The organism is Cryobacterium sp. MDB1-18-1, assembly GCF_004402735.1.
GTDB lineage: Bacteria > Actinomycetota > Actinomycetes > Actinomycetales > Microbacteriaceae > Cryobacterium > Cryobacterium glucosi.
Window position 1 is genome coordinate 20,494 of the sequence record NZ_SOFR01000011.1, and the last position, 26,608, is coordinate 47,101.

Below are 26,608 nucleotides of genomic sequence, written 5' to 3' on the forward strand. Positions count from 1 at the left end.
CATCCGCCCAGTTCGCAGCAAGTAGAGTCCCAAGCATGACCTCCACCAGTCCCAGCCCCGCCGCGACCCCCCTCGCGGACGGGGCTGGCCTGCGTTTACCGACGCCTCCGGGGGTCACCCGCCGGTTCTGGGCGCGGCACCCCTGGTTCGTCGATTCCCTCGTCGCGGCCGTCTACCTCGTCCCGACCGCGATCGTGCTCCTGGTCGACGCGACCCGCCCGGGCGGCGGACCCGCCCCGGTCGCCATCGTCTCGGCGCTGCTCCTCACCGCACTGATTGCCGGAGCGTTGCTCTTCCGCAGGCACGCCCCGCTGCTCGCCCTCGCCATCTCCTGCACGGCGCTGCTCCCGTCGTTCCCGAACCACGGCCAGGGCGACACCCTGCCCGTGATGATCGCCCTCTATGCGGTCGCCGTGTACCGCAACGTGCGCAGCGCCTGGATCGGCCTCGCGGCCGCGGTCGGCATCTCCACCCTCGGTGCCTATTTCGGCTCGGGCAACCCCTTCATCTCCTGGGTGAGCGTCGCCTCGCAGGACGCGGTCCTGCTCATCGTGGCGACCGTGATCGGCGTGAGCGTGGGCGACCGGATGCGCTACGTCGCCTCCCTCGTCAGCCTCGCCGCCCAGCTCGCCCACGACCGCGACCGGCAGGCCCAGCTCGCCCGCAGCTCCGAACGCGCCCGGATCGCCCGCGAACTGCACGACATCGTCGCCCACAGCCTCTCGGTCATGGTCGCGCTCGCCGACGGCGCGGACGCCCTCGCGGTCCGCGACCCCGAACGCTCCCGCGCCGCGATGCGTGAGGTCGCCTCCACCGGCCGCGGCTCGATGGCCGAGATGCGCAGGCTCCTCGGCGTGCTCGGCGACGACGACGAGACGGCGGATGCCGCGGCATCCGCCCCCGGGCAGGCCGCACCAGGGCCAGGGGCCGGCACCACGACGGCCACGGCAACGACCACCGCGACCACCGCCCCGCTCGCCCCGCAGCCCGGCGCCGACCAGCTCGTCGACCTCGTGGACTCCTTCCGTTCCGCGGGGCTCCCGGCCCGGCTCGAGCTGAGCGGGCGCGTGCCCGGCAGCCCCGGCGTGCAGCTCACGATCTACCGGGTCGTGCAGGAATCCCTGACCAATGCCCTGCGCTACGCGTCGCAACCGAGCATCGTCTCGGTGCGGCTCTCCTCGTCGCCCGACCGGGTCGAGGTCGTCATCGACGACGACGGCCACGCGCGGGCCCCCCAGCCGAGCGTGGGCGGCCGGCGCGGCATCATCGGCCTCGGCGAGCGGGTCGCGCTCTACGGCGGTACCCTCGAGGCCGGCCCGATCCGCGGCGGCGGCTGGCGGGTGCGCGCGACGATGAGTCTCGACGAGGGGCAGGCCTCCGCATGACCGGTCTCCACGACCCGGCTCCCCACGACCACACGCTGGCTCCGACCCGGATCATGCTCGTCGACGACCAGGCCCTGCTCCGGATGGGGTTCCGGATGGTGCTCGAGGCCGAGGATGACTTCACCGTCGTCGCCGAGGCCGGCGACGGCGCCGCGGCCGTGCGGCTCGCCGCGAGCATGCTGCCCGACGTCATCCTGATGGACGTGCGGATGCCCGGCGTCGACGGGATCGAGGCTACCCGGCTGATCACCGCGGCGCACCCCGGGATCCGGATCATCATCCTCACGACGTTCGACCTCGACGAGTATGCGTTCGGCGGTCTCAAGGCCGGCGCCCGCGGCTTCCTGCTCAAAGACGCCCAACCGAGCGAACTGACCGCCGCGATCCGGGCGGTCGCCTCGGGGGAGGCATCCGTGTCGCCCCGGGTCACGCGCCGGATGCTCGAGTTGTTCGGGTCCAGGCTCCCCGCCGAGGGGACGGGCGGCTCCGAGACCGGCGAGGACCCCGAAGCGGATGCCGCGCGCATCGACGTGCTGACCGACCGGGAACGAGAGGTCTTCTTCGCCATCGCCGAGGGCCTCTCCAACACCGAGCTCGCCGAGCGGTTCTTCCTCTCCGAGTCCACGGTGAAGACCCACGTCGGCCGGATTCTGCAGAAACTCGGCCTCCGCGACCGGGTGCACATCGTCATCCTCGCCTACGAGCAGGGCCTGACCCGTCCCTGAACGCCGTAGGCTCGGGAGATGCGCACCTTCTACCCCGACCTGGAACCCTACGAAACCGGGATGCTCGAGGTCGGTGACGGCCAGTCCATCTACTGGGAGGCATCCGGCAACCCGGACGGCAAGCCGGCGGTCTACCTGCACGGCGGTCCCGGCGGCGGATCGAGCCCCCAGCAGCGCCGCGTGTTCGACCCGGAGAAGTACCGCATCATCCTCTTCGACCAGCGCGGCTGCGGCAAGAGCACCCCGCACGCGAGCACAGCGGATGCCGACCTCAGCGCGAACACGACGTGGCACCTGGTCGCCGACATCGAACGACTGCGCGAGCACCTCGGCATCGACCGCTGGCAGGTCTGCGGTGGATCCTGGGGCAGTTCCCTCGGCCTCGCCTACGCCGAAACCCACCCGGAGCGGGTGACCGAGCTCATCCTGCGCGGCATCTTCACCCTGCGGCCCGTCGAGCTCGACTGGTTCTACGAGGGCGGTGCCGCGGCGATCTACCCCGACCTGTGGGAGGGTTTCCTCGCGCCGGTCCCCGTCGACGAGCGCGGCAAGCTCATCGAGGCCTACGGCCGCCTGCTGCACGACCCCGACCGCTACGTGCGGGAGCGCGCCGGCGTTGCCTGGTCGACGTGGGAATCGTCGACGATCACGCTGCTGCAGCAGCCCGCGACGATCGCCCGGTTCACCGAGCCCGACTTCGCGGTCGCGTTCGCGCGCATCGAGAACCACTACTTCCGCAACCTCGGCTGGTTCGAGCCCGGGCAGCTGATCCGTGACGCCGGCCGGCTGAGCGAGATCCCCGGCGTCATCGTGCAGGGCCGCTACGACATGTGCACTCCGGCGTTCACCGCCTGGGAACTGCACAAGAACTGGCCGGAGGCCGACTTCCGCATGATTCCAGACGCCGGGCACTCCTTCGAGGAACCCGGCAACCTCGACGCGATCATCGAGGCGACCGACCGCTTCGCCGCCTGAACCGCGCGGGGCGGCTCACTCGAGCGTGAGCTGCCCGTCGTGCTGCCGGTAGCGCTCACCGGTGACGGGGCAAACCCATACGCCGTCGCCGACGTGCTCGAGGGTCGCGCCGCTACGGCCGACCCAGCCCACCCGCTCGGCGGGGACCCCGACCATGAGCGCGAAGTCGGGCACATTCGCGGTCACGATCGCGCCGGCGGCCACCATCGCCCAGCGCCCGATCGTCAGCGGGGCGAGGCATACAGCGTGTGCCCCGACAGAGGCCCCTGTCCGCACGGTGACGCCCAGCGTCGACCGCTCACTGACCGGCCTGGCCGAGCCGTCGGCATTGATCGCACGGGGGTGCGGGTCGTTCGTGAACACGGCCGCCGCCCCGACGAAGACCCCGTCCTCGAGCAGCGCGGGTTCGTAGACGACCGCGTATTCCTGCACGATGCAGTTGCGGCCCACCACAACGCCGGGTCCGACGTACGCGCCGCGGCCGAGAATGCTGCCCGGTCCGATCCGGGCGTACTCGCGCACCCGCACCAGGTCGGCGATGAGTGCGCCCGCGCCGATGACCGCGCTCGGGTCGACTTCAGCGGGATCGGTGACGTTCATCGCGGGCCCGTCGTCACTGCGGTGGCGCCCGGAGCGGTGGCGCCCGGTGTGCCGCGACGCGAATCGCGTGCGCTGGTCGTGCCGCGCGGGCGCATGGCCGCGTGTGAGGCGGTGGATCGGGGTCGACGGGGTAGTCGATGCGATGAGGTCGTATTCACGGCAGTCCCTGTGCTCGGGTGTACAGGAGGAAGCGGACGGTACGAGGAACGGATGCGTCGTGGCCGCCGTTCCCGGCGGTCACGAACGGAACGTACCCCGCAACTGCCGCGACACGCTAGTACCCCTCGGGGGGACATCCGTTAATTTGCGAGCTTCACCGAGTAAATGGGGACGAGGTTGACCGTGACCTTCCTCGTGTCGACGCCCGCGGCATCCAGCAGCGCCTTGAGGGTCGCCGTGTCGGGCACCGGGAGCGGGCCTTCGAGGCGGATGTAGACGTCGGCGTCCCGTGTGCTCACGGTGTCGACCTCCCAGCCGACCGACTGCGCCCAGGTCTCCGCGACCCGATGGACGCCCTGCTCGACGATGGCGCGCGCACTGATGCCGATGCTGGTGATCGCGAGCGGCACGCCGATCACGAGGAACATGACGGTGAGCAGGGCGATGGTGCGGCCCATTCCCCGGTGCGGTTCACCCGCCAGGGGGTCGCGCGCGAGCCGGGTCACCCCGTAGACCGACATCACGACAACGCCCGTCCCGATGATGGCCACGACATTGGTCACGAAGAGCAGCAGGGCGCCGAGCGACTGGGCGACGGAGCCGGACTCGAGGGCGAGGCCCGCAACGGTGAGCGGCGGGACGAGCGAGATCGCGATCGCAACGCCGGGCAGGGTGTCCGAGATGTCCTTGCGCACGAGTGCGACCGACCCGACAAGGCCGGTGCCGAGCGCCGCGAGCAGGTCGATGAGGCCGGGCGTGACCCGGGCGGAGACCTGTGCGTTCGTCTCCGCGAGCACGTCGTTGACGACGAGGAAGCCGACCATGTACCCGATCGCGACCGCCGTCGCGGCGCCTGTGACGACCAGGAGCAGCGATCGGAGCAGGTTCGCCCGGTCTCCGATCACCGTCGCGAGCATGGTGCCCATGATCGGCGTCATCAGTGGGGCGACGATCATCGCCCCGATCACGGTCGCCGTGGAGTCGCCGACGATCCCGGCCGAGGCAATGACCGCGGACAGAACGAGCAGCATCCAGAAGCGGCTGTAGCGGCTGCGCACGTCCGGGCCGTCGAAGAACACCGACGCGCGCATGTTCGCGACGGTGTTGAAGCGGGCCTCATCCAGCACGGTGCCGCCCTCCCGCTGTCGCGAGGCCTGGCATGCGGGACGTCGGTGGGGGCATGCAGTGATCCTAGGGAGAATCCCGGGTCAGCGGCAGGGGCACTTCGCTCGATGGTGCCGCCTGGGCGCATCACCGTACGTTTGTAGTCATGACTTCTCTTCCGACCCTTCCCCTGCCCGGCCGGCCCGGCGAGGACACCCCGGACGGCCGGGGCAGAACCGGCCTGGATCGGGTCGGAGCCGACCTGCACGGGAACCCTGACGTCACCGTGGACCGCGTGGAGGTGACCTCCGACGGCTGGCACGTTCTGCGCCGCACCACCTTCCGGTACCGCGGACGCAACGGGAAGCAGACCAGCCAGCAGCGCGAAACCTACGATCGCGGCAACGGTGCCACGATCCTGCTCTACGACCCGGATCGCAGGACGGTCCTGCTGACGCGCCAGTTCCGGTATCCCGCCTACGTCAACGATCACCCCGACGGCATGCTCATCGAAACCGCGGCCGGCCTTCTCGACGAGGACTCGCCCGAGGTCGCGATCCGGAGGGAGACGAGCGAGGAGCTCGGCGTGACGGTCGGGGAGCTGCGGCACGTGTTCGATCTCTACATGAGCCCGGGTTCGGTCACCGAGCGCGTGCACTTCTACGTCGCCGCCTACGGCCCTTCCGACCGGGTGTCGGCAGGAGGCGGCCTCCCCGAGGAGGGCGAGGAGATCGAAGTCCTCGAGATCCCCTCCGGTAAAGCCCTGGCCATGGTCGCCGACGGCCGCATCGTCGACGGCAAGACCGTGCTCCTCCTGCAGTGGGCCGCCCTGGCCGGCCTTCTCTGACTCGCTCGGCGACTCTGGGCGGATGCCGGTTGCAGCAGGGGCGCATGCCGCCGAGCGTCGTCCGTTCATCATCCGCGGGCGTTTGTTCCAGCAGTCCGTCGTCCGCGTTCTGGAGTCAGGTTCGAACGCTATCCAACGGTCACGCCCCTGGGATTTCGGCAAACTCCTTCTTCGCTGAGGTGTACCAATCCATCGACTGCTTCGGATGCCTCCAACGAGCTTTCATCTCATTGTGGGCTTGCTCATGAGTGGCGTCTCCGGCTTTGACCGCGTCCTTGAGATGGCGGTTCTGGGCCTTGATGACGTCATCGGCGGTCTCGCCGTGCAGCGGTTGATCGCACGGTCCACCCAGCTGGCGGCAGGTCATGGTCTTCATCGATTCGGGTCCTCACTGTAAAGGCGGTCCCCGTTTGAGGCCCGCTATCTATATGACGATCGATCGGCTCCAAGTGTGACCGCTGCCGTGGTGGACGGTCGCAGGTCAATCTCGGCTCGCTCCCGCTTCACGCCGGATGATGTGTTCCAGGACCTCCGGGTCTGCGCGGAAGTCGATTCGAGACACGACGCCGTCGAGGACCGTGAAGTCAAACGCAACACGGGGGGAACCGCGATGAAACCATGCGGCCCCGGCGCGCCCGTCAACAAAGACGGGGAGAGCGGCCTTGGCTGCGCCGTTGAACATCGTTGCCACCGCTGTCCGCCCTTCGATCCGCGACGGGGTCCCCGCCGCTATGGCCGCGTCATCGCCGACGACCACTACGTTCGGTGCCAGCAGCTTGAGGAGTTGCTCGAAATCGCCTTGCCGCGAGGCGGCGAGGAATGCGTCCACGACTTTCCAGTCGGCGCGGCCGTGCTCCTGGCCCTGCGGGCGGATCTTGCTTCGCGCCCTCGAAGCGAGCTTGCGTGCAGCGGCTGGAGTGCTCCCGAGGATTGCGGCGATCGTGGGAAAGTCAATGCTGAAGCTGTCGTGAAGGACGAACGCGACACGCTCCGTAGGCGTGAGGCGGTCCAACACCACCTGGAGGGCGATCCCGACCGTGTCGGCGAGGGCGAGCTCATCGCTGGATCGGCGGTTCGCGACGGGGACTCGAGGTCGTCAACGAGAATGGGTTTCTCGACGCGCAGTCTGTCCAGGCACAGCCGTGTCGTGACCGTGGTCAGCCAGGCCGGCAGATTGTCGATCACGGCCTCTGTGGCGTGAAGCCGCAGCCAGGCCTGCTGGACGATGTCTTCGGCTTCCGCGCCATCGCGCAGGATGCGTCCGGCAATACGCAACAGCCGGGGACGCTCTCGCTCGAAAACTGCTGTCTCGTCCATGATCATCACGCTTTCAGTGGAGGTCTCATGTTATGGCTGACCTGTGGGCGTCGGGCCGTGAAACGGAAAGATCACTGGGTGAGAGTCTCGGTTATCGCCTTGATCTGCGCCAGTACCGCCTGCGCGTTGGCGCGCTCGAGGGTCTCCGGCCGGGCAAGGCAATCGATGTGCCGTCCGAGTCCGGGGTAGGCCAGCGGACGAAGGACCAACCCCGGGTGGTCGCGCAGGTCGGTTGTGTAACGAGGCATCAGGGCGACGCATCCGCTCGCGTCGACGATGGACGCGGCTACCGAGAATTCGTTGATCCGGTGCAGGATCCGCGCCTCGTTCCCTCCGATTCCCGCGATCAGGGCGAGAGCCTGCGTGAGCGGAAAGCCTTCGTGCACCGCGACCCATTCCTCGTCGCGAAGATCCGCCGGCTCGATTGCGGCTTTCGCTGCGAGTCGGTGATCGTGTCGGACCGCGATATCCAGGGGCTCGTACAGGAGGGGTTCCACCCGAACCGACCCCGGCCATGCGGGGCTGCCGACCAGCCGATGGGCGAGCACAAGATCATGATCGATGGTGAGAAGGGGGAAGTCCTCCTGGGCCACATCAAAATCGCTCAGCCGAACGCCGGGCAGGTCGGGCCTCCGGCAGGCCGCGATCAACGATCCGAAGACGGCCAGGCCCACGCTATGGAAGGCGGTCACGGAAACGGTGCCCAGGTGATCGCCCTGGAAACGCGCCACCGCCTGCGCGGCGCGTTCGAGTGCCACCTCGACGTCGATCGCCGCCAGCGCGAGGGCGCGCCCGGCATCCGTGAGTGCCGTCCTTCTGCCGTCCCTGAAGGTCAAGGGAGCGGGCGACTGACGTTGCAGGGCACTGATCTGCTGGGACACCGACGACGGCGTGACGTGCATCGCCGCCGCGACGGCAGCAATGCTGCCCCGGTCACCCAGCTCTCGCAACGCGCGAAGCTGACCGAGTTCCATAAGTTGAAACTAATGCATTCGACACTAAAGTGCTCTCTTGTATTACGTGAAGTCAGGCCGGACGATGGAGGAATGCCCGCCCTCCTCAGTCGATTCCGCGTCGACCTGCTCCTGCTCCTGGTGGCCGCCGCGTGGGGATCCACGTACCTCGTCGCCAAAGAACTGGTCACGCCCCAATCCGTCGTCGCCCTGCTCGCAACACGGATGCTGCTCGCTGCGGTCATCATGGCGGCCCTCGTCGCCGCACGGCGGCACCGGATCACGCAAGCGGAATTGCGATCCGGGATACTGCTCGGGATTGTGCTGGCTGCCGTGTTCGCCTTCGAAACCTTCGGGATCGCCCACACATCGGCCACGAATGCCGGAGTCATCATCAGCCTGACGATCGTATTCACGCCGATTCTGGATTCCGCCGTCTCGGGTCGCCGGCTGCCCGGCAGGTTCTTCCTGGCCGCGCTGATCGCCATCGGTGGAGTCGCCCTGCTCGCCAGCGGCGGTGTCTTCCAGGCGCCGAGCCTCGGCGACCTGCTCATGCTCGCCGCGGCCATCATCCGTGCCATCCACGTCACGTCGATGTCCAGGCTCACGGGCAACACTCCGATGAACTCGCTCCACCTCACCACGGTGCAACTCTCGACCTGCGCGATGATCTTCTCGGCGGCGTCACTGTTCTACGGCGACTCGATCCCGCACTTTCTGGCTCGTCTCGACCCCGGACGTACGGTCCTGTTCCTCTACCTCGTCGTCGCGTGCACCGTCTTCGCGTTCCTGATCCAAACCTGGGCCGTCCGACGCACCTCGCCCTCCAGAGTGAGCCTCCTCCTCGGAACTGAGCCGGTCTGGGCTGCACTTGTCGGAATCGCCGTCGCCCATGACCCGGTGGCCGTCGCCGGATACGTCGGTATCGCCCTCATCCTCGCCGGAACCGCCTGGGGCCGGTCCGTCGAGCAACGGCACCGCCTGGCCTCATCGTTCTCGCGTCAACGGATCAGCCCTTCGCGCGTGAATCCAGGTCGAGCGCATAGGTTTGCGCAGGCCTCTTCAGAAGTGAGTGTTGGAACGGCTCTCCCAACGGCCGCCATCCCTCATGCCGATAGAGATCGACAGCAGGGTGGTTGTCCGTGAGGACGGGCAGGACAGCGTGCTTGTGACCGTGGTGCTTGAGTTCCTCGGCAACACTGACCAGAAGCGCTCTCCCGAGCCCACGTCCCTGCGCGTCTGGTGCAACGGCGAGCAGGCTCACCACCGCAGCGTCGGGTGGATCGGTCGGTAGCCCTCTCTTCGGCGTTGTTGCGAGAACGAAGCCCCGGATTCCGGCACCGGTTTCCTCAGCCACGATCCAACTCTCGGCGTGGTCGAACTTCGGTCGAGCCCGTTCGGCCACTCCTGCGACGGCCGCCCCATCGCGCGTGGCGCAGGCCCGGACCCACAGCGCGACGCACTCCGCGGTGTCAGCAGCACTACCGGTGCGGAACGCGGGGGACTGGCGGGCGCTCGCCCCTCGAAGCCGGATACTCATGAATCGAGCCTAGCGACGGCCCGCCCTGCCATCCGGTGACGGGGCCTCTCGACGAGCCGATGTTGCGGCAGATCCACCGAGCGCTCGCGTCGGCCTTCCCGCCGGCCTGAGCGCTTGAACTGTTATTGAGTACCGCTGGGCCCGGGTGAGTCAGTCAGGCATCGGTCGAAGGCTTTCCAAAGACCCGGCCGATAGTGGCTGCTTGTGCTCGTTCACTGCTGGTGCGCATGCCAGAACCGACCACACGACTTCGCCTCGGTTGCGGATTGTGAGGTCAACGAGTGGCCCCGAGAGAGGCCATAGGGTCCATTCCATCTCGGCGTCCGTGCCCGTGCCGCCCGATGTCTTACGCATGATAGACAGCTTGGCTCCGCCTGTATTGGTGGCCTGGACCGACCAGTCTGACATTCGCAGACTTGCCGCCTGATCTTCGAACCGTCCGTCACGCAGTGCTGCCTCGAAGAATTCCTTGGCGCGATTGAATTCATCGTCCTCGACGAGCCAGACCTCGACGAATAGTTGCCCGTCGAGAGTCGAGACGATGACCCTATCCGTTGCGCACATATCCGTAGTGTCGCACTCTCGGGCGCCGATCGGGCCTTGCAGGTGGGCAGAATAGTCTCAAGCCAAAGGCCCGGCCGAATGCTCTGTGGAACCGGAGGAGTGACCGGGGCGATCTGATGCGCGGAGTGTGTCCGTCCGCCGCCCATCGAGGCTCAAGTACACGGGGGAGTGCATCGTATGAGCGTTCGGAGAGCCGAGTGGGGGAATGTGATTCTCGCACTGGCAATGCTCGCCGTCATTGGCGCCGGAATCCAACGCTGGTCCGTGCATGACGCGACAGGCGACTGGGACTTCTGGCCCCACGCCGTCCCCTCGAAGGTCTCATTCGCCGGACGCCACTTCGACTGCATGCCTGAGCAGACGTTGTGGGGCGAAACGGTCGACGGGCTCAGCTTGCGTGGGCTCACCGCCGGCGGCGGTGAGATCTACTCTTCGAGCGCCGAGGCGACAACGACCATCCGGGTAAAGACAAGCGACGGCGTCTACACCTGCAGCCTCATGGGTGGACTCTGAGTCTTTGCGACACTCGGGTGCCGCTAGGCTCAACTCGTTCAGCCCGGGGAAAGAGGCGCCATGTTGAGGATGAGTCGTTCGCGACGCACTCAAATGAGCCGGAATTGACGCGGCGACGACAGCGACCGAGCTTCTGGTTGGGAGTCTGCGGCGTGAGTGCGTGCGCCGTGTTGTTGGTGTACCGCGTCATTCGTGCTTCCAACGGCGGCCTTGGTGGAATGAGTGTTCTTGCGGTAGGCACCCCTCTTCTGTTTGTTTTCGGAGTGTTCGCCGTCTTCGGCTTCCAGAACGCACGCCGTTTGGCGCGAGCAGAACAGACCTTCCCTTCCGCCGTCGTCGTTCCGATGGTCGTTGCACCGCTTCTCGCCGAACGCCTTAATGTGCTTACGACTGCTTTAGAGCTGGCACGCTCTCGAGTGAAGCCGACTACATACGCGACGCTGGTCGCGGATGGGCAAGACGTGCACGTCCTGGCGGGCCGGGTTTCTGGGGCTCCTGCCGCAGTCTTCCCCTCGGATCGGGTGAGGAGTGTCGTCCTTGGATCGGCACTTGTTGGAATGCGGACGATGACTTCGATCACCATCGAGGTCGCCACCATCGAAGGGTCCGTGTCGCTCCCGGTGATACCGATGCGCCGTCGAGGCAACTGGTTGCGCGCCGTGCCTGATGCGGAAATCGCGAGGATTGCCGAAGATCTGCGGCGGATCATAGGCTGTCCAGCCAAGTCCGGGTGCGGGGAAGGGTAGAGGATACGGTCACGCAAGCCGGGGTCGCAACGGCAGCCACGGCTCTGGTCGTTGGGGCCATGGAGATCGTGGGTCGTAGTGTCCAGGCTGCGCAGTGGGGCGGCACTGAAGTGAGCTCGATCGCCCTCATCCATGCCTCGGTCGCGTCGGCCCGCGAAGCCAATTGGGGACCGTTTCACCGGCCTTCGATGACCACGCGACTATTTGAAGTGTGGGCAGAATCTGGCCAAAGGCCGAATTCGAGTCCGGAGAAAAGACATCCGTTAACGAGAAAAACCCCGGATAACCGGGGATTTCAGCGGGTGGCCCCGACGGGCGTCGATCCCGTGACCTCTCGATTTTCAGTCGAACGCTCTACCAACTGAGCTACAGGGCCAGAAAGTAACTCGAGAAGTCGCTTTCCAAGGAAAAAACCCTCTCTCGCGAAAGGGCGTTTTACCTTTGCGACCCTGACCGGACTTGAACCGGCGACCTCCGCCGTGACAGGGCGGCGCGCTAACCAACTGCGCTACAGGGCCTCACAATGAGAACCAAACGTACGTTTTCATTTATTCGGTGTTACTTGTACTGATTTACTACCTGCTTATTGTTGCACATTCAGTTAGGCAGGTTGCGTAGCCCCAACGGGATTCGAACCCGTGTTAACGCCGTGAAAGGGCGCCGTCCTAGGCCTCTAAACGATGGGGCCGAGACGCCATAAACATCATGGCTACCGACGAGTAAGCATACGGTCTCTTGGGTGAAAACCCCAAATCGGCACGTGGACCGATGCCCGCGGCGTGTCGCCCGCGCCCCGGCGCGCCCGCGAATGGCGGCCGATCCGCCCGGTTGGGGGTTAGATTCGGGTGCGATAGCGGGCGATACTGGCGCGAACTTGTTACTGTGAAAAGAGTGGCATCGTGACCAGTGTGTTCACGCGGTGCCCAATCAGGGAGTTCTATGCGCAAGGCAGTGACGAGTGACCGCGGGGCCAGCGAACAGTCGGGTCCACTCCGGCCGGCCGGCGGACGCCGCGTTCACAGTCATCGGGGCCTGTTCAGAGGCACCGCCGCAACGGCCCTCGCAACGGCCCTCGCCCTCATCGTGACGCTCGTGATTCCCGCCGGCGGCGCCCAGGCGGTCGACTACCCGAGCTGGCAGGACGTGCAGAACGCGAAGTCGAACACGGCCGCCGCGTCCGCCAAGGTCACCGAAATCCAGAATCTGATCTCGAATCTTCAGACCCAGGTCGCCCAGACCCAGGCCGAGTCCGAGAAGCGCGGCGCCGAACTCCAGGTCGCCCAGCAGAACTACGACGACGCCACCCGGCGCGCATCCGACCTCCAGGCGCAGGCCGATACGAGCAAGGCGACAGCGGACGCCGCGACGAAGCAGGCCGGTCAGCTCGCGGCCCAGCTCTACCGCACGGGAGGCACCGACCTCACCGTCAACCTCTTCCTCGACGGTGATGCGAGCGGCCAGGGCGCCGACGCCCTGCTCGCCAAGCTCGGCAGCATGAGCAAGATGGTCGAGCGCAGCACCGGCGTCCACGAGGAGGCCCAGGCCGCCACGAACTCCGCCCAGGCGCTCGGAGACCAGGCCAAGATTGCCCAGACCGAACGCGAGACCCTGAATGTCGCTGCGCAGGCCGCGATGGTCGCCGCGCAGGCGGCCGCAGAGGCCGCCGCGAGCGCTCTCGCCGAGTCAGAGTCCAAGAGTGTCGAACTCGCCGCCCAGCTCGCCTTCATGCAGGACGCGCAGGCGTCCACCACCGCGGGCTATGAGGCCGGCGTCGCCGAGCGCGCCCGTCTCGCGGCGATCGAAGCCGCCCGGGCGGCGGCGGCTGCTGCCGCGGCCGCCGCAGCCAACCGCGGCAACTCGAGCGGCGGGGCAACCGGCAGCGCCGGAGCCGGCCTCGGCGGCGGGTACATCAGCTCCCAGGGCTGGGCCGTTCCGGCCAGCGGGCGCATCACCGATGGATTCGGCCCGCGCGCATCCATCTGCGGCTCGACCGGCTGCAGCGGAACATTCCACTACGGTACCGACCTCGGCGCCAGCTGTGGCGCTCCGATTTACGCAGCCCACGACGGTGTCGTTGAATACGCCGGCCCCAATGGTACGTACGGCAACTACATCCAGATCAACAACGGCGGCGGAATTTCGACCGGGTACGCGCACATTCGTCCCGGCGGCATCTTCGTGTCGAACGGCCAGAGCGTCAGCGCTGGACAGAACATCGGCAGCGTCGGGATGACCGGGGCCGCAGATGGCTGCCATCTCCACTTCGAAGTGCGGATCAACGGCGTCAAGTCCAACGCCGTGCCCTTCATGGCAAGCAAGGGAGCACCACTTGGCTAACGACGGCACGTCCTTCACGAAACGGAAGCCCGTGCGCCTCTTCGCCGCGGCCGTCGCGATCGGCGCGGTCTCGGCATCCGTCGGCATCATCGCTCCCGCCGCCTACGGCGACCAGGGTTACCCTAGCTGGGACGACGTACAGAACGCGAAAGCCAATGAGGCGACGAAGCAGGCCGAGATCGAGAAGATCACGGCGCTGCTGACGGGCCTGCAAACGGCGGCGGATGCCGCGTCCAAGGCCTCACAAGTCGCCGCCGAGGCGTACCGGGTCTCCCAGGACGAGCTCGACGCCGCCACCCTGCGTGAGACGAGCTTGACCGAACAGGCCGCGACCGCGTCGAAGAAGGCGGACACCTCGAAGATGCGGGCCGGCCTGATCGCCGCGCACCTGGCCAAGACCGGCGCGCAGGACCTCTCGCTCAACCTGTTCCTGAACGGCAGCAGCGCCGACGACCTCCTCGAGCAGCTCGGAACCGCGAGCAAGCTCAGCGAGCAGTCCGAGACCATCTACCGGGAGGCCGTCCAGGACAAGAACTCGGCAGAGTCCCTCGGCGGGCAGGCCGCCGCGGCGACCGTCGAGCGCACCCGGCTCACGGGCGAGTCCATGACGAAGTTCGATGCGGCAAGTGGCGCGGCCCAGGCCGCGGAAGCCGCCCTCGAGGCCGAGCAGCAGAAGTCGAACGATCTCTACGGGCAGCTCGCCCTCCTCAAGGACACCACGGCAGACACCGAGCGTTCCTACCAGGCCGGTGTGGATGCCGCGGCTGCGGCGGCCGCGCTCGCTGCGGCGCAGTCCGCGGCAGCGGCCAGGGCTGCCGCAGACCAGGCGGCGTCGGCCGCGCGGGCTGCAGCCGCGTCTGCTGCTGCTGCGGCTCAAGCCCAGGCTCCGGCCGCGGGGGGCGGGAGCAATTCGGGATCCGGCAGCTCCGGGTCCGGCAGTTCGGGATCCGGCAGCAGCTCCGGCTCCGGCAGCTCGGGATCCGGCTCGTCCTCGGGCGGCGGCGCGGCGACCGCGCCCGCTCCGAACGCGAGCGCCGTGCAGACCGCAATCGCCTTCGCCCGCGCTCAGCTCGGCGACCGCTACCTCCTCGGCGGCTCGGGCCCCGACGCGTGGGACTGCTCCGGTCTGACCAAGGCCGCCTATGCCGCGGCCGGGGTCTACATCGGCACCCATTCCGCCACGAACCAGTACAACACCATGGCCAGCCAGGGCCGGCTCGTCTCCTTCAGTAACGTGCAGGTCGGGGACCTCGTCTTCTGGGGCAGCGGCGGCGACTACTACCACGTGGCCATCTACGTCGGCGGTGGCCAGGTTCTCGAGGCCCCCGACGTCGGCAAGCCCGTGCGCATCCACTCAATCTGGTCGCCCGGCGACGTCGCGTCCTACGTGGGCCGCCCCACCGGCTGACCCGACCGCCCCTCGCCCGTCCCGTCCCGCAGCGCTCGCACCCTCCCGCGCGCCATTTCCGCCGCTACGCTGCCGGCATGCCTGGCGCGCAGTGGCGCACGTGGCGCGCGAGAGCGGATGCCGGGGGGTCCGCGACGCAGAAAGGCCCCCCGGAGCGATCCGGGAGGCCTTCGTGGTGCGGCAGCGCGCGAGCGCGACGCACGAAGCGCGCTAGAGGTCAGTGGCCCTCGGCGGCGAGCTTCTTGATGCCGTCTTCGACGATCTGGTTGGCTTCGGCGGCGTCGCCCCAGCCCTCCGTCTTGACCCACTTGTTCGGTTCGAGGTCCTTGTAGTGCTCGAAGAAGTGCTCGATCTCCTTGCGGGTGTACTCCGGGATGTCGAGGACGTCCTGGATGTGGTCCCAGCGGGGGTCGCCCGCGGGAACGGCGATGACCTTGGCGTCAGAGCCGCCGTCATCCGTCATGTTGAAGACACCGACCGGACGCACCGAGACGCCGACGCCGGGGAACAGCGGGAAGTCGAGCAGCACGAGAACGTCGACGGGATCGCCGTCGAGGCCGAGGGTGTTCTCGAAGAACCCGTAGTCCGTCGGGTACACGAAGCTCGTGTAGAGCACACGGTCGAGGTAGACCCGTCCGGTCTCGTGGTCGACCTCGTACTTGTTGCGGCTTCCCCGGGGAATTTCGATTACTGCGTCATATGCGGCCATGGCCTGGTCTCTCCCTTGTTCACAGTCTCCGGATAACGTTACTGGATGGAGTCAACGCGCCGCCCGAGACTGACACCGGAGATCGCCGACATCCGCCGGGCGATCCGCGCCGTGCTGGCGGACGCCGGGCTCGGCTCCTCAGTGACGCCGCAGGCTTCCGGGTCCGAACCCTCCGCCCCGGGCGCCTCCGTCCCCGGTGCATCCGCACCAGACGCCGAAACGCGCGGCCTCGTCCTCGTCGGCCTCAGCGGCGGCCCGGATTCGCTCGCGCTCGCGGCCGGGACTGCCTTCGAGGCAGCGCGGGCGGGACTCCGCGCCGGGGCCGTGATCGTCGACCACGCCCTGCAGCCCGGGTCCGCGGACGTCGCCGCCGAGGCCGCCCGGCAGGCAGCGGCCCTCGGCCTCGACCCCGTGCTCGTCGTGCGCATCACCGTCGACCACGGCGAGAACCACCGGGGGAGTGCCGCAGACACCGACCCCGCCGAGACCTACAGCGGCCCGGAGGCCGCGGCCCGCACCGGCCGCTATGCCGCGTTCGTCCGTGCACTCGCCGACACCGGCGCGAGCCACGTGCTGCTCGGTCACACGCTCGACGACCAGGCCGAAACCGTGCTGCTCGGCCTCGCCCGCGGCTCCGGCCCGGTCAGCCTGCACGGCATGCTGCGGGTCAGCGGCGCGTACCTCCGCCCCCTGCTCGGGATCCGCCGCGCCCAGACCGTCGCCGCCTGCACGGATGCCGGCCTCACCCCCTGGACGGACCCGCACAACGCGGAACACCGGTTCGCCCGCGTCAGGGTGCGCGACACGGTCCTGCCGGCGCTCGAGCGCGAGCTCGGACCCGGTGTCGCCGAGGCACTCGCCCGCACCGCGGACCTGTTGCGGGAAGACGCCGCAGCCCTCGACGAACGCGCGGCGGAGCTCGCCGGCGGATCCTTCGAGATCGTCGCAGGCGGTATCCGTGTGCCCGTCGAGGTGCTCGCCGAACAGCCCGCCGCGCTCCGGAACCGGCTGATCCGGCTCGCGGCGGCACGCACAGTCCTACGCGCCGCCGGTGCCGGCGCTGGCACCGTCGTGATGGCCCTGCCCCGCGGGGCGACCCTGGCCGTCGGCCGGCTCGTGACCGATTGGCACGGCCAGGGCCCGCTCGACCTGCCAGGCGTTAGAGTTGTACGGCACGATGGCTGGCTCGTCTTCACCGGGCCCGGCCTCGCACGGCACGCACGGCCAACTGAATACGCACAAAGCAAAGGACCCTCCCTCCCCCATGGAACCCCGCGACATTGATGGCGACCTCACCGAAATCCTGATCGAAGAAGAGCAGATCCACGGCCGCCTCGCCGAACTCTGCCGCCGGATCGAAGCCGACTACGCGGGCAAGGATCTCCTGCTCGTCGGTGTCCTCAAAGGCGCAGTGATGGTGATGGCCGACCTGGCCCGCGAACTCAAGCATCCGATCGCGATGGACTGGATGGCGGTGAGCTCATACGGCTCCGGAACCCAGTCGAGCGGCGTCGTCCGGATCCTCAAGGACCTCGACACCGACCTGCACGGCCGCAACGTGCTCATCGTCGAGGACATCATCGACTCCGGCCTGACCCTTTCCTGGCTGATCGCGAACCTCAAGTCCCGCCAGCCGGAATCCGTCGAGATCTGCGCGCTGCTCCGCAAGCCGGACGCCGCCCGGGTCAACATCGACGTCAAGTACCTCGGCTTCGACATCCCGAACCAGTTCGTCGTCGGTTACGGCCTCGATTATGCCGAGAAGTACCGCAACCTGCGTTCCGTTGCCGTGCTCGCCCCGCACATCTACTCCTGAGAAGCGGATGCCTGCCTCGGCCTCGCATCGCGCTCAGGGCGAACACACGGTGACCGCTCAGTGCGGGCACGGTAGCCTGACAACACGATGAACGTCAAGAAGCTACTCCGCGGGCCACTCCTCTACATCATTCTGGCGATTATCGCCGTCTGGATAGGGTCGAGTCTGATCACCATGTCCGGGTTCCGAGAGATTCCGACCGCACAGGGACTCCAGTTCCTCAAGGACGGAAAGGTCTCGGAGGCCAAGATCGTCGACGGCGAGCAGCGCGTCGACCTCACACTGTCCCAGGCCGACGACAAGCTCGGCACCAAGGTGCAGTTCTACTACGTCGCTCCGCGTGGCACCGAGGTCGTCAACGCCGTCACGAGCGCCGACCTGTCCGGCGGCTTCACCGATGAGGTGCCGCAGACCAACTGGTTCGTGACCCTGCTCGGCTACCTGCTCCCCGTGATCCTGATCGGCGGGTTCGCCTGGCTGATGCTTTCGGGCATGCAGGGCGGCGGCAACAAGGTCATGCAGTTCGGCAAGTCGAAGGCCAAGCTCGTCTCGAAGGAGAGCCCGCAGGTCACCTTCGCGGACGTCGCCGGCGCAGACGAGGCCATCGAAGAGCTCGAAGAAATCAAGGACTTCCTCAAGGGGCCCGCGAAGTTCCAGGCCGTCGGAGCGCGCATCCCCAAGGGTGTGCTGCTCTACGGCCCTCCCGGAACCGGTAAGACCCTGCTCGCCCGCGCCGTCGCAGGCGAGGCCGGGGTGCCGTTCTACTCGATCTCCGGCTCCGACTTCGTCGAGATGTTCGTCGGCGTCGGCGCCAGCCGCGTCCGCGACCTGTTCCAGCAGGCCAAGGAGAACGCCCCCGCGATCATCTTCATCGACGAGATCGACGCCGTCGGCCGCCACCGCGGCGCCGGCATGGGCGGCGGGCACGACGAACGCGAGCAGACCCTCAACCAGTTGCTCGTCGAGATGGACGGCTTCGACGTCAAGGCGAACGTCATCCTGATCGCCGCGACCAACCGCCCAGACATCCTCGACCCCGCGCTGCTCCGCCCCGGCCGCTTCGACCGCCAGATCGGCGTCGACGCCCCCGACATGCTCGGCCGCAAGAAGATCCTCGAGGTGCACGCCAAGGGCAAGCCGATGGCGCAGGGAGTCGACCTCGAGGTCCTCGCCCGCAAGACCCCCGGCTTCACCGGCGCTGACCTCGCCAACGTCCTCAACGAGGCCGCCCTGCTGACCGCACGCTCGAACGCGCAGCTGATCGACAACCGCGCCCTCGATGAGGCCGTCGACCGGGTGATGGCCGGCCCGCAGCGCCGCACCCGCATCATGCGCGACAAGGAAAAGCTGATCACCGCCTATCACGAGGGCGGCCACGCCCTCGTCGCGAGCGCAATGAACAACACGGACCCTGTCACGAAAATCACCATCCTTCCCCGCGGCCGTGCCCTCGGCTACACGATGGTCATGCCGCTCGAAGACCGCTACTCCGTCTCCCGCAACGAACTCCTCGACCAGCTCGCCTACGCGATGGGCGGCCGTGTCGCGGAAGAGATGATCTTCCACGACCCGACCACCGGCGCGAGCAACGACATCGAGAAGGCCACGGCGACCGCCCGCAAGATGGTCACCGAGTTCGGCATGAGCGCCGCCGTCGGCCCGCTCAAGCTGGGCCAGGCATCCGGTGAGATGTTCCTGGGTCGTGACATGGGCCACCAGCGCGACTACTCCGAGCGCCTCGCCGAGAGCGTCGACACCGAAGTTCGCCTGCTGCTCGAGGCCGCCCACGACGAGGCATACGAGGTGCTCGGCAAGAACCGCGCCATTCTCGACACGCTCGCCGCGGAACTGCTGGAGCACGAGACCCTCGGCCAGACCGAACTCGCGCCGATCTTCGCCGGCATCGAAAAGCTCCCGCCGCGCCCGCAGTGGCTCTCGAGCGACAAGCGCCCGGTTTCCGACGTGCCGCCCATCGAGATGCCGCTGCCCAAGGCGCCCATCGAAGAGGGCATCGTCGACGGCGGAGTGTCCAGTGGAGACGCCGCAGAGACCAAGCCCAAGCGCGCGCCCGCCCGCACCCCGCGGCCCGCCACCGCCTAGGCCCCGGGTGGCAGTCGACAGGGCCCGAATCGAGGGTCTCGTCTCGGAGCTCCTCGCGGCGATCGGCGACGATCCGAACCGGCCGGGACTCGCCGACACGCCGCGCCGCGTCGCCGAGTCCTACGGGGAGTTCTTCGCCGGGCTCGGAACGGACCCGCTCGACCTGCTGCGCGACACCATCCCGGTCGGCCCGACGACGAGCGAGCTCGTGCTCGTGCGCGACCTCGACTTCCGGTCGGTCTGCGAGCATCACCTGCTCCCGTTCCTCGGCCGCGCCCACATCGCCTACCTGCCCGGCGAGAAGGTCGTCGGCCTCGGCCGGCTGCCCGCCCTCGTCGATTGCCTCGCCGCCCGCCCCCAGGTACAGGAACGCCTGACCGAGGAGATCGCGGAGGCGCTCCAGACCGGTCTGGAGCCCCGCGGCATCCTCGTTGTGCTCGACGCCGTGCACGGGTGCGTCACGATGCGCGGCGCCCGCCAGGTCAACAGCTCGACCGTCACACTCGCCGTACGCGGCGAACTCGCCGAACCGGCCCGCCGCGCCGAAGTGATGGCCCTGATCGGCGCAGGCTCATGACCCGCATCATGGGCGTGCTCAATGTCACGCCCGATTCCTTCAGCGACGGCGGCAAGTGGGCGTCGACGGATGCCGCGATCCGGCACGGTCTCCTGCTCCGGTCCGAAGGCGCGGACGTCATCGACGTCGGCGGCGAATCGACGAGGCCGGGCGCCGGCCGCGTGGCCCCCGCCGTCGAACAGGCCCGGGTTATCCCCGTGATCACCGAGCTCGCCCGGCAGGGCCTCGTGCTGAGCGTCGACACCCTCAACGCCTCGACCGCCCGCGCGGCCGCGGCCGCGGGGGCGAGCATCATCAACGACGTCTCCGGTGGCCTCGCCGACCCGTTGATGGCCAGCGTCGCCGCCGAGAGCGGACTCACTTTCATCGCGATGCACTGGCGCGGCCACGCACGTACCATGGACGACCTCGCGGTCTACGGCGACGTCGTCGCCGACGTCCGCGCCGAACTCGCCTGGCGCGTCGAGGCTCTCGTCGCCGCAGGGGTGCCACGGGAGCGGATCGTGCTCGACCCCGGCCTGGGGTTCTCCAAGCTCCCCGCCCACAACTGGGCCCTGCTCGCCAACCTCGCGGCCTTCGACATGCTCGGCCTTCCCGTCATGATCGGCGCCTCCCGCAAACGCTTCCTCGCGACCGCGCTCCCGGACGACGCCCCGATCGCCGCCCGTGACCTGCCGAGCGCCGTGGTCAGCGTGCTCGCCGCCCAGGCCGGCGCCTGGGCCGTGCGCGTGCATGACGTGGCGGCAACCCGCGCGGCCCTGAAGGTGCTTGCGCTCGTGGAGTCGGCCAGAATAGAGCCATGATCCGCGATTGCATCACTCTCACCGGGCTGCGGGTCACCGCTCACCACGGCGTCTACGACTTCGAGCGTGAGAACGGCCAGGATTTCGTGATCGACGTCACCGTCTGGCTCGACCTGCACGCCGCGGCGTCGAGCGACGACGTCAGCCGCACCATCCACTACGGCGAACTCGCGATCGAGGTGACGGAGGCGGCGGCGGTCAACCCGGTCGACCTGATCGAGACGGTCGCGGAGCGGATCGCGGGCGTCGTGCTCGCCCACCCCGCCGCCGAGACCGTGCAGGTCACCGTGCACAAGCCGCAGGCCCCGATCAGTGTCCCCTTCACCGACGTCTCCGTGCAGATCACGAGGTCCCGGCCGTGAACCCCGCCCCCGTGACGCCGAACCCCGCCCCTGAGGTGTCGCAAATCGACGTTCACGAGGCTCGCGAAGGTCGATTTGCGACACCTCACGAGGCTGTGGACGCGGTGTTGTCGCTCGGGAGCAACCTGGGTGACCGGGAGGCGACCCTCGAAGCCGCCGTCCGAGACCTCGGGAAGGTGCCCGGGCTCTCCGTCACCGGGGTATCTCCGCTCTACGAGTCCGCTGCCGTGAAACCGGACGGGGTCGACGAGGACGCTCCCCGGTACTTGAACCTGGCCGTCGGCATCCGCTTCACCGGAGACGCCCTCACCCTGCTCGACGCGGTCAACACCATCGAAAACGAGCACGGCCGGGTGCGCTCCGAGCGCTGGGGCGACCGCACCCTCGATATCGACGTCGTCGTCTTCGGGGCGCTCGAACAGGCGGATGCACGGCTCACCCTCCCGCACCCGCGTGCGGCAGACCGCGACTTCGTCCTCGCCCCCTGGCTCGACCTCGACCCGGACGCGGTGCTGCCGGGCCGCGGACCCGTGTCCGGTCTCCTCGCCGCGATCGGTTCGACCGTGCGCCGCTATCCGGCCCAGGAGGCGAGCCGATGAAGCGCACGCGTGCTTCCGTGATCGTCGCCTGGGTGCTCGGCGCCCTCGTCGGCGGGCTGCTGCTCGAGCTTGCGCTCGCGGCCGCCGGCCGTTCGATCCTGCTGCCGCCGGCGAGCCTCGCCCTCGCCCTCGTGCTCTGCGCGATCGTGGTCTTCGGCCTGGCCTGGCCGATCCGGAAGTCCACGAGAGGCGCCCTGGACGGCAAGCCGCGCAAGCCGGTCAACCCGTTCATGGCGGTTCGCGTCGCCGCGCTCGCAAAGGCATCCGCGTACAGCGGGGCCTTGCTGCTCGGAGCCGCCGGCGGCCTCGGCCTCTATCTGCTGACCCGTTCGGTGACTCCGGCGGTAGCATCGGTATGGCTCACCATTGGGATGGCGTTCGGCGCAGCGGTCCTCCTGGTGAGTGGTTTGGTTGCCGAGCATTTCTGTACTCTCCCTCCGGACGACGACGAGAACAGCAAACGAGGAGAAGTGCGTGCCTGACACCACTGAGGGATTCGCCGCCCCGGTACCCCCTGCCCCCGCACCCGTTGCCGTGTCGGTTTCCGAACCGGCACCCGAACTCGCCCAGACCCTCGACCCGGCCGGTCGCCTCGAACTGCCCGTCGCCGGCGAGTGGAAACGGGTCTCTCCGCGTTACGTCGTCGTCGAAATCGTCGGGACGGTGATCTTCGGACTCGTCCTCTGCGCCGGCGCGACCGCCCTCTGGCTCCTCGCCGAGGTCTCCTGGGCGCCGATCGTGCTCGCCCTGATCGTCGTCGTGACCCTGGTCGTCGTATTGTTCGAGCCCCGCCGGGTGCGCTCGATCGGCTACCAGCTCCGGCAGGACGACCTCCTCTTTCGCCGCGGCATCATGTTCCAGCGTTTCGTCTCGGTGCCGTACGGCCGGATGCAGCTCATCGACGTCACCCGCGGCCCGGTCGCCCGCTGGCTCGGCCTCGCCGACCTCAAGTTCGTCACCGCCGCCGCATCCTCCGGCGTGCTCGTTCCCGGCCTCGCCTTCGATGACGCCGAGGCGCTCCGTGACCGGCTCATCGAACTCGCCGAGAGTCGCCGGGCGGGACTGTGACCACCCTCGCCGACGGGGAGTGGCACCGGCTGCACCCGGCGAGCCCGCTGCTGCGCGGCGGACTCTTCATCGTGGCTATCCTCGGTTTCATCATCAGCAACCTCCGTGAGCGCCTGATCGACTTCTTCTTCCACGTGCCGACCTACGGCGACGACCCGATCGACGAGCTCTTCCGCCGTGGCGCGGTCGGCTGGGCGCTGCTCGGGGTCGTCGTTATCCTCGTCGTGATCCTGGTCGCCTTCTACCTGTCGTGGCGGATGCACACCTTCCGCGTCAGCGGCGAGGTCGTCGAGGTGCGCAGCGGGCTCGTCTTCCGCAGCAACCGCCGCGCCCGCCTCGACCGCATCCAGGGCGTCAACATCGTGCGCCCGTTCATCCCGCGGCTCTTCGGTGCAGCGAAACTCGAAGTCAGCGTCGCCGGCCAGGACGCCAACGTGCACCTCGCCTACCTCGGCTCCGCGGCAGCGGATGCCCTCCGCCGCGACATCCTGCACCTCGCCTCCGGAGCCCGCGCGGCCGCGGCACTTCCCTCCGATGCCGCGCCCGACGCCGCGGCGGAGGGCGAGGACTGGGTCGAGCACGCGGGCACCCGGGCGGCGGGCAGTGCCCTCGGCCCGTCCCTCGGCAGTGCCATCGGCACCGCGGCCGGCGGCATCGCCGGCGGGATCGGCGGCTTCGCGACCGACCGGGCCCACGAGTTCTTCGCCCCCGAGCTCGACCCGGACGCCGCGCCGCCCGAATCCGTTGTGCGGATCCCCCCGGGTCGCCTGATCGGCTCCGTGATCTTCAGCGGCTTCACCGTGTTCGTGCTGATCGCGATCGCGGTGCTGATCTGGAGCGTCTCCGCCGGCGGCAGCGGCTGGCTGCTCATCGCGATCTTCCCCGGACTGATCGGGAGCCTCAGCTTCTACGTCAACCGCTTCACGAAGTCCCTGCGCTACAGCATCGCGGGCACGCCGGACGGGGTGCGCGTGGGCTTCGGCCTGCTCTCGGTGAGCAACGAGACGCTCCCGCCCGGCCGCATCCATGCCGTGCGGGTCTCGCAGCCGTTGATCTGGCGCCCGTTCGGCTGGTGGCAGGTGCGCATCAACACCGCTGGCCACTCCACGAACAAGGGCGCCGCCGGCGAGGCGCACACCACCACCCTCCCGGTCGGCACACTCGCCGACGTCGCCAGGGTGCTCGAACTGATCCTGCCCGGTTTCGACAGCGACTCCGGCTCCGAGAACGGCCGGGAGAAGCTGCTCGTCGACCACGGCGTGCGCTCACCCGGCGGTGACGACGGCTACACCAACGCGCCGCGCCGGGCCGCGTGGCTCCGTCCGTTCTCCTGGCGGCGCACGGGCTTCACCGTCGCAGCCGACACGGTGCTCCTGCGCCGGGGTTTCGTCAGCCGGGAACTCACGCTCGTGCCGCTCGCCCGGCTGCAGAGCATCGCGATCGAACAGGGCCCGATCCAGCGGATGCTGCGCCTCGCGAAGCTCCGGGTGCACACCGTCGCCGGCCCGGTCGTCGCCACCCTCCCGGTCATCGACGTCCGAGAGGGGGAGCGCCTGTTCGAGCGCCTCTCCGCGGGAGCGATCTCGTCCGCTCGCGCCGACACCAGTCATCACTGGGCCGACCCCGGGCATCCGCTGAACCGGGCGATGCCAGACCGGCCGGCGCAGACCCTCGCACCGGCAGCGGAGGCGGCGCTGTGAGCGCCCGCCCCGGGCGTCTCGGCATCGGCATCGTCGGTGCCGGCAGGGTCGGCCCGATCCTCGGAGCCGCCCTCGCCGGAGCCGGCCACGCGATCGTCGGCATCTCGGCGATCTCGCAGTCCAGCCGCGACCGGGCGGAGGCGATCCTGCCGTTCGTGCCGATCCTGACCGTGCCCGAGATCGTCGAACGCAGCGAACTCGTGATCCTCGCCGTGCCGGACGCCCAGCTCGCGAGCCTCGTCGCCGGGCTCGCCGCGACGAACACGTGGCAGGCCGGGCAGCTCGTGCTGCACACCTCGGCGAGGTTCGGCATCGGGGTGCTCGCGCCGGCGCTCGCCCAGGGCGCGATCCCGCTCGCCATCCACCCCGCGATGAGCTTCACCGGCACGAGCATCGACCTCGCCCGCCTCGCCGACAGCTATTTCGCCGTCACCGCGCCGACCCCCGTGCTCCCGATCGGGCAGGCGCTCGTCGTCGAGATGGGCGGGGAGCCCGTCGTCGTCGCCGAGGGGGATCGGGCCCGCTACGCCGAGGCCGTCGAGATCGCCACCGCGTTCTCGACGTCCATCGTCGACCAGGCCGCAGCCCTGCTGACCTCGATCGGCATCGACCGGCCGGGCGGCGTGATCGGCCCGCTGATGCGCTCCGCGATGGAGAACGCCCTCTCCCGCACCGCGCCGGACCGCCTCGACCTGTCGGCACTCGACGACGACCTCGACGACCTCGACGATGCCGTCGACCCCGAAGACCCCACCGGCCAGAACGACCGCACCGACCGCACCACAACGGAGGACGAGTGAACGTGCTCATCAAACCAGAAGTCATCGGCACCATCGACGGGCTGCGCGAGCGCATCGCCGCCGCGAAGAGGCGTGCAGAGCCCGGCCCGGCAGCGCGGGTCGTCCTCGTCCCCACCATGGGAGCCCTGCACGCGGGGCACCTGTCGCTCGTGCGTCGCGCCCACGCCCGCGGCGGCATCGTCGTGGTCTCGATCTTCGTCAACCCGCTCCAGTTCGGGCCCACCGAGGACCTCGCGTCCTACCCGCGCACCCTCGACGCCGACGTCGCGGCGCTCGCCGCTGAGGGTGTCGCGTTCGTGTTCGCGCCCGAGGTGTCCACGATGTACCCGGACGGCGCCGCGGACACCCGCGTCACCGCCGGCCCGGTCGCCGCCCTCCTCGAGGGCGCCGTGCGCCCTGGCCACTTCGACGGCATGCTCACGGTCGTGACCAAGCTGATCAACATCGTCGGCCCCGACGTCGTCGTCTTCGGACAGAAGGACGCCCAGCAGGTCTTCCTCGTGCAGCAGGCGTTCGCCGACCTCAACGTGCGCACCGAGATCGATGTCGTCCCGATCGTGCGCGAGGCAAGCGGGCTGGCCCTCTCCAGCCGCAACCGCCGGCTCGAACCCGCGGACAAAGAGGCGGCCCTGGCCCTCTCCGCGGCGCTCACGGCCGCGGTCGCAGCCGCCCCCGACGGGCTGCAGGCGGCCCAGGTCGCCGCGCACACGATCCTCGCCGCCCAGCCACTGGTTAAGCTGGACTATCTCGTGGTCGTGAGCCCGCAGGACTTCCAGCCGGTCGCGGCGGGCTTCACCGGCCCGGCACGGATGCTCGTCGCCGCGCATGTCGGCAGCATCCGGCTGATCGACAACGAGGCCATCGACCTCGGAAGCGCACCCGCCTGAAGCGCTCGCCCGAA

28 protein-coding genes, 3 tRNA genes and 1 pseudogene are annotated in these 26,608 nt (G+C 68.7%); 21 read left to right on the forward strand and 11 right to left on the reverse strand.

Annotated elements, in window-relative coordinates; translation table 11 throughout:
- Window positions 1–35 precede the first annotated feature (35 nt).
- The 3 genes from E3O50_RS02310 to pip are packed head-to-tail and all read left to right on the forward strand — an operon-like array spanning window position 36 to window position 3,085.
- Entirely contained in the window at window positions 36–1,385 is a 1,350-nt protein-coding gene (locus E3O50_RS02310) for a histidine kinase (RefSeq protein ID WP_134559212.1), read from the forward strand.
- Window positions 1,382–2,110: a response regulator transcription factor gene (locus tag E3O50_RS02315; protein ID WP_134559214.1), complete on the forward strand. Its 729-nt coding sequence runs from the start codon at window positions 1,382–1,384 to the stop codon at window positions 2,108–2,110. Before E3O50_RS02310 ends, E3O50_RS02315 begins: the two co-directional genes overlap by 4 nt.
- Before the next feature lie 18 nt (window positions 2,111–2,128).
- Window positions 2,129–3,085: a prolyl aminopeptidase gene (pip, locus tag E3O50_RS02320; RefSeq protein ID WP_134559216.1), complete on the forward strand. Its 957-nt coding sequence runs from the start codon at window positions 2,129–2,131 to the stop codon at window positions 3,083–3,085.
- Between the two features lie 15 nt (window positions 3,086–3,100).
- On the opposite strand, the gene E3O50_RS02325 is transcribed toward pip, so the two are convergent.
- Window positions 3,101–3,685 carry an acyltransferase gene (locus E3O50_RS02325; RefSeq protein WP_134559218.1) on the reverse strand — a complete coding sequence of 195 codons (585 nt, stop codon included), beginning with the start codon at window positions 3,683–3,685 and terminating at the stop codon, window positions 3,101–3,103.
- 299 nt (window positions 3,686–3,984) lie between these two features.
- Window positions 3,985–4,971 carry a DUF389 domain-containing protein gene (locus E3O50_RS02330; protein ID WP_134559220.1) on the reverse strand — a complete coding sequence of 329 codons (987 nt, stop codon included), beginning with the start codon at window positions 4,969–4,971 and terminating at the stop codon, window positions 3,985–3,987.
- Window positions 4,972–5,114: 143 nt separating this feature from the next.
- Here E3O50_RS02330 and E3O50_RS02335 point away from each other — a divergent pair, with 143 nt between their 5' ends.
- A complete protein-coding gene (locus E3O50_RS02335) occupies window positions 5,115–5,795 on the forward strand; it encodes an NUDIX domain-containing protein (RefSeq protein ID WP_134559222.1) in 681 nt (226 codons plus the stop codon).
- A gap of 139 nt (window positions 5,796–5,934) precedes the next feature.
- On the opposite strand, the gene E3O50_RS02340 is transcribed toward E3O50_RS02335, so the two are convergent.
- From E3O50_RS02340 to E3O50_RS02350, 4 genes and pseudogenes are all read right to left on the reverse strand, one after another.
- Complete coding sequence (locus tag E3O50_RS02340; protein ID WP_134559224.1) at window positions 5,935–6,171, reverse strand: hypothetical protein; 237 nt, start codon at window positions 6,169–6,171, stop codon at window positions 5,935–5,937.
- 105 nt (window positions 6,172–6,276) lie between these two features.
- Window positions 6,277–6,807: a sigma factor-like helix-turn-helix DNA-binding protein gene (locus E3O50_RS19545; protein WP_241975366.1), complete on the reverse strand. Its 531-nt coding sequence runs from the start codon at window positions 6,805–6,807 to the stop codon at window positions 6,277–6,279.
- 164 nt (window positions 6,808–6,971) lie between these two features.
- A pseudogene (locus E3O50_RS19550) lies at window positions 6,972–7,118 on the reverse strand (sigma factor); the annotation flags it as partial.
- A 65-nt stretch (window positions 7,119–7,183) separates the two neighbouring features.
- Window positions 7,184–8,086, reverse strand: coding sequence for a LysR family transcriptional regulator (locus tag E3O50_RS02350; protein WP_134446279.1), 903 nt, complete (start codon window positions 8,084–8,086; stop codon window positions 7,184–7,186).
- A 72-nt stretch (window positions 8,087–8,158) separates the two neighbouring features.
- On the opposite strand from E3O50_RS02350, the gene E3O50_RS02355 reads away from it, so the two are divergent.
- Window positions 8,159–9,211 carry a DMT family transporter gene (locus tag E3O50_RS02355; RefSeq protein ID WP_134559226.1) on the forward strand — a complete coding sequence of 351 codons (1,053 nt, stop codon included), beginning with the start codon at window positions 8,159–8,161 and terminating at the stop codon, window positions 9,209–9,211.
- A 544-nt stretch (window positions 9,212–9,755) separates the two neighbouring features.
- Here the strand turns inward: E3O50_RS02355 and E3O50_RS02365 are convergent.
- Window positions 9,756–10,169: a hypothetical protein gene (locus E3O50_RS02365; RefSeq protein ID WP_134559230.1), complete on the reverse strand. Its 414-nt coding sequence runs from the start codon at window positions 10,167–10,169 to the stop codon at window positions 9,756–9,758.
- Window positions 10,170–10,376: 207 nt separating this feature from the next.
- Between E3O50_RS02365 and E3O50_RS02370 the strand changes: the two genes are divergently transcribed.
- Window positions 10,377–10,682 (forward strand): hypothetical protein, encoded by a 306-nt coding sequence (locus E3O50_RS02370; protein ID WP_134559232.1) that lies wholly within the window; start codon window positions 10,377–10,379, stop codon window positions 10,680–10,682.
- A 566-nt stretch (window positions 10,683–11,248) separates the two neighbouring features.
- Window positions 11,249–11,428, forward strand: a complete 180-nt coding sequence (locus E3O50_RS02375; protein ID WP_134559234.1) for a hypothetical protein — start codon at window positions 11,249–11,251, stop codon at window positions 11,426–11,428.
- A 303-nt stretch (window positions 11,429–11,731) separates the two neighbouring features.
- On the opposite strand, the gene E3O50_RS02380 is transcribed toward E3O50_RS02375, so the two are convergent.
- The 3 genes from E3O50_RS02380 to E3O50_RS02390 all read right to left on the reverse strand — a co-directional run bounded on the left by E3O50_RS02380 (window position 11,732) and on the right by E3O50_RS02390 (window position 12,116).
- Window positions 11,732–11,804: transfer RNA gene (locus E3O50_RS02380), tRNA-Phe, on the reverse strand.
- A gap of 68 nt (window positions 11,805–11,872) precedes the next feature.
- A tRNA-Asp gene (locus tag E3O50_RS02385) sits at window positions 11,873–11,946 on the reverse strand.
- A gap of 97 nt (window positions 11,947–12,043) precedes the next feature.
- A tRNA-Glu gene (locus E3O50_RS02390) sits at window positions 12,044–12,116 on the reverse strand.
- A 251-nt stretch (window positions 12,117–12,367) separates the two neighbouring features.
- Here E3O50_RS02390 and E3O50_RS02395 point away from each other — a divergent pair.
- Both E3O50_RS02395 and E3O50_RS02400 read left to right on the forward strand, forming a co-directional pair.
- Window positions 12,368–13,765: a M23 family metallopeptidase gene (locus E3O50_RS02395; protein ID WP_134564544.1), complete on the forward strand. Its 1,398-nt coding sequence runs from the start codon at window positions 12,368–12,370 to the stop codon at window positions 13,763–13,765.
- Complete coding sequence (locus E3O50_RS02400; RefSeq protein ID WP_134561769.1) at window positions 13,758–15,173, forward strand: C40 family peptidase; 1,416 nt, start codon at window positions 13,758–13,760, stop codon at window positions 15,171–15,173. Before E3O50_RS02395 ends, E3O50_RS02400 begins: the two co-directional genes overlap by 8 nt.
- 217 nt (window positions 15,174–15,390) lie before the next feature.
- Here the strand turns inward: E3O50_RS02400 and E3O50_RS02405 are convergent, their stop codons facing one another.
- Complete coding sequence (locus E3O50_RS02405) at window positions 15,391–15,882, reverse strand: inorganic diphosphatase (protein WP_134446288.1); 492 nt, start codon at window positions 15,880–15,882, stop codon at window positions 15,391–15,393.
- 45 nt (window positions 15,883–15,927) lie between these two features.
- On the opposite strand from E3O50_RS02405, the gene tilS reads away from it, so the two are divergent.
- From tilS to panC, 12 genes are all read left to right on the forward strand, one after another.
- Window positions 15,928–17,166 carry a tRNA lysidine(34) synthetase TilS gene (tilS, locus tag E3O50_RS02410; protein ID WP_134560050.1) on the forward strand — a complete coding sequence of 413 codons (1,239 nt, stop codon included), beginning with the start codon at window positions 15,928–15,930 and terminating at the stop codon, window positions 17,164–17,166.
- The gene (hpt, locus tag E3O50_RS02415; RefSeq protein WP_134560052.1) at window positions 17,147–17,698 is read left to right on the forward strand and encodes a hypoxanthine phosphoribosyltransferase; all 552 of its coding nucleotides are present in this window, start codon (window positions 17,147–17,149) and stop codon (window positions 17,696–17,698) included. Before tilS ends, hpt begins: the two co-directional genes overlap by 20 nt.
- A gap of 87 nt (window positions 17,699–17,785) precedes the next feature.
- Window positions 17,786–19,798, forward strand: coding sequence for an ATP-dependent zinc metalloprotease FtsH (gene ftsH / locus E3O50_RS02420; protein WP_134560054.1), 2,013 nt, complete (start codon window positions 17,786–17,788; stop codon window positions 19,796–19,798).
- Between the two features lie 7 nt (window positions 19,799–19,805).
- Window positions 19,806–20,375 (forward strand): GTP cyclohydrolase I FolE, encoded by a 570-nt coding sequence (folE, locus tag E3O50_RS02425; protein ID WP_134560056.1) that lies wholly within the window; start codon window positions 19,806–19,808, stop codon window positions 20,373–20,375.
- Window positions 20,372–21,178, forward strand: a complete 807-nt coding sequence (gene folP, locus E3O50_RS02430) for a dihydropteroate synthase (RefSeq protein WP_134446293.1) — start codon at window positions 20,372–20,374, stop codon at window positions 21,176–21,178. Before folE ends, folP begins: the two co-directional genes overlap by 4 nt.
- The gene (gene folB / locus E3O50_RS02435; RefSeq protein ID WP_134446294.1) at window positions 21,175–21,540 is read left to right on the forward strand and encodes a dihydroneopterin aldolase; all 366 of its coding nucleotides are present in this window, start codon (window positions 21,175–21,177) and stop codon (window positions 21,538–21,540) included. The genes folP and folB overlap by 4 nt, the downstream gene beginning before the upstream one ends.
- A 95-nt stretch (window positions 21,541–21,635) precedes the next feature.
- Window positions 21,636–22,139, forward strand: coding sequence for a 2-amino-4-hydroxy-6-hydroxymethyldihydropteridine diphosphokinase (folK, locus tag E3O50_RS02440; protein WP_134446385.1), 504 nt, complete (start codon window positions 21,636–21,638; stop codon window positions 22,137–22,139).
- Window positions 22,136–22,621 (forward strand): DUF3180 domain-containing protein, encoded by a 486-nt coding sequence (locus tag E3O50_RS02445; RefSeq protein WP_134446295.1) that lies wholly within the window; start codon window positions 22,136–22,138, stop codon window positions 22,619–22,621. Before folK ends, E3O50_RS02445 begins: the two co-directional genes overlap by 4 nt.
- A gap of 115 nt (window positions 22,622–22,736) precedes the next feature.
- On the forward strand, window positions 22,737–23,207 hold the full coding sequence (locus E3O50_RS02450) for a PH domain-containing protein (protein ID WP_174774641.1): 471 nt from the start codon (window positions 22,737–22,739) through the stop codon (window positions 23,205–23,207).
- The gene (locus tag E3O50_RS02455; RefSeq protein ID WP_134446296.1) at window positions 23,204–24,907 is read left to right on the forward strand and encodes a PH domain-containing protein; all 1,704 of its coding nucleotides are present in this window, start codon (window positions 23,204–23,206) and stop codon (window positions 24,905–24,907) included. Before E3O50_RS02450 ends, E3O50_RS02455 begins: the two co-directional genes overlap by 4 nt.
- A complete protein-coding gene (locus E3O50_RS02460) occupies window positions 24,904–25,707 on the forward strand; it encodes a DUF2520 domain-containing protein (protein ID WP_134560058.1) in 804 nt (267 codons plus the stop codon). The genes E3O50_RS02455 and E3O50_RS02460 overlap by 4 nt, the downstream gene beginning before the upstream one ends.
- Window positions 25,704–26,594, forward strand: a complete 891-nt coding sequence (gene panC / locus E3O50_RS02465) for a pantoate--beta-alanine ligase (protein WP_241975451.1) — start codon at window positions 25,704–25,706, stop codon at window positions 26,592–26,594. Before E3O50_RS02460 ends, panC begins: the two co-directional genes overlap by 4 nt.
- The last annotated feature ends 14 nt before the right edge of the window (window positions 26,595–26,608 follow it).

Excerpts from the sequence above, each read along its gene's own strand:
- E3O50_RS02375 (WP_134559234.1), top strand. The coding sequence starts at position 11,249 with ATGACTTCGATCACCATCGAGGTCGCCACCATCGAAGGGTCCGTGTCG.
- E3O50_RS02310 (WP_134559212.1), top strand. The coding sequence starts at position 36 with ATGACCTCCACCAGTCCCAGCCCCGCCGCGACCCCCCTCGCGGACGGG.
- folB (WP_134446294.1), top strand. The coding sequence starts at position 21,175 with ATGATCCGCGATTGCATCACTCTCACCGGGCTGCGGGTCACCGCTCAC.
- E3O50_RS02325 (WP_134559218.1), bottom strand. The coding sequence starts at position 3,685 with ATGAACGTCACCGATCCCGCTGAAGTCGACCCGAGCGCGGTCATCGGC.
- E3O50_RS02315 (WP_134559214.1), top strand. The coding sequence starts at position 1,382 with ATGACCGGTCTCCACGACCCGGCTCCCCACGACCACACGCTGGCTCCG.
- E3O50_RS02340 (WP_134559224.1), bottom strand. The coding sequence starts at position 6,171 with ATGAAGACCATGACCTGCCGCCAGCTGGGTGGACCGTGCGATCAACCG.
- E3O50_RS02445 (WP_134446295.1), top strand. The coding sequence starts at position 22,136 with ATGAAGCGCACGCGTGCTTCCGTGATCGTCGCCTGGGTGCTCGGCGCC.
- hpt (WP_134560052.1), top strand. The coding sequence starts at position 17,147 with ATGGAACCCCGCGACATTGATGGCGACCTCACCGAAATCCTGATCGAA.
- E3O50_RS02350 (WP_134446279.1), bottom strand. The coding sequence starts at position 8,086 with ATGGAACTCGGTCAGCTTCGCGCGTTGCGAGAGCTGGGTGACCGGGGC.
- E3O50_RS02355 (WP_134559226.1), top strand. The coding sequence starts at position 8,159 with ATGCCCGCCCTCCTCAGTCGATTCCGCGTCGACCTGCTCCTGCTCCTG.
- E3O50_RS02365 (WP_134559230.1), bottom strand. The coding sequence starts at position 10,169 with ATGTGCGCAACGGATAGGGTCATCGTCTCGACTCTCGACGGGCAACTA.
- tilS (WP_134560050.1), top strand. The coding sequence starts at position 15,928 with ATGGAGTCAACGCGCCGCCCGAGACTGACACCGGAGATCGCCGACATC.
- E3O50_RS02405 (WP_134446288.1), bottom strand. The coding sequence starts at position 15,882 with ATGGCCGCATATGACGCAGTAATCGAAATTCCCCGGGGAAGCCGCAAC.
- pip (WP_134559216.1), top strand. The coding sequence starts at position 2,129 with ATGCGCACCTTCTACCCCGACCTGGAACCCTACGAAACCGGGATGCTC.
- E3O50_RS02395 (WP_134564544.1), top strand. The coding sequence starts at position 12,368 with ATGCGCAAGGCAGTGACGAGTGACCGCGGGGCCAGCGAACAGTCGGGT.
- folP (WP_134446293.1), top strand. The coding sequence starts at position 20,372 with ATGACCCGCATCATGGGCGTGCTCAATGTCACGCCCGATTCCTTCAGC.
- ftsH (WP_134560054.1), top strand. The coding sequence starts at position 17,786 with ATGAACGTCAAGAAGCTACTCCGCGGGCCACTCCTCTACATCATTCTG.
- E3O50_RS02335 (WP_134559222.1), top strand. The coding sequence starts at position 5,115 with ATGACTTCTCTTCCGACCCTTCCCCTGCCCGGCCGGCCCGGCGAGGAC.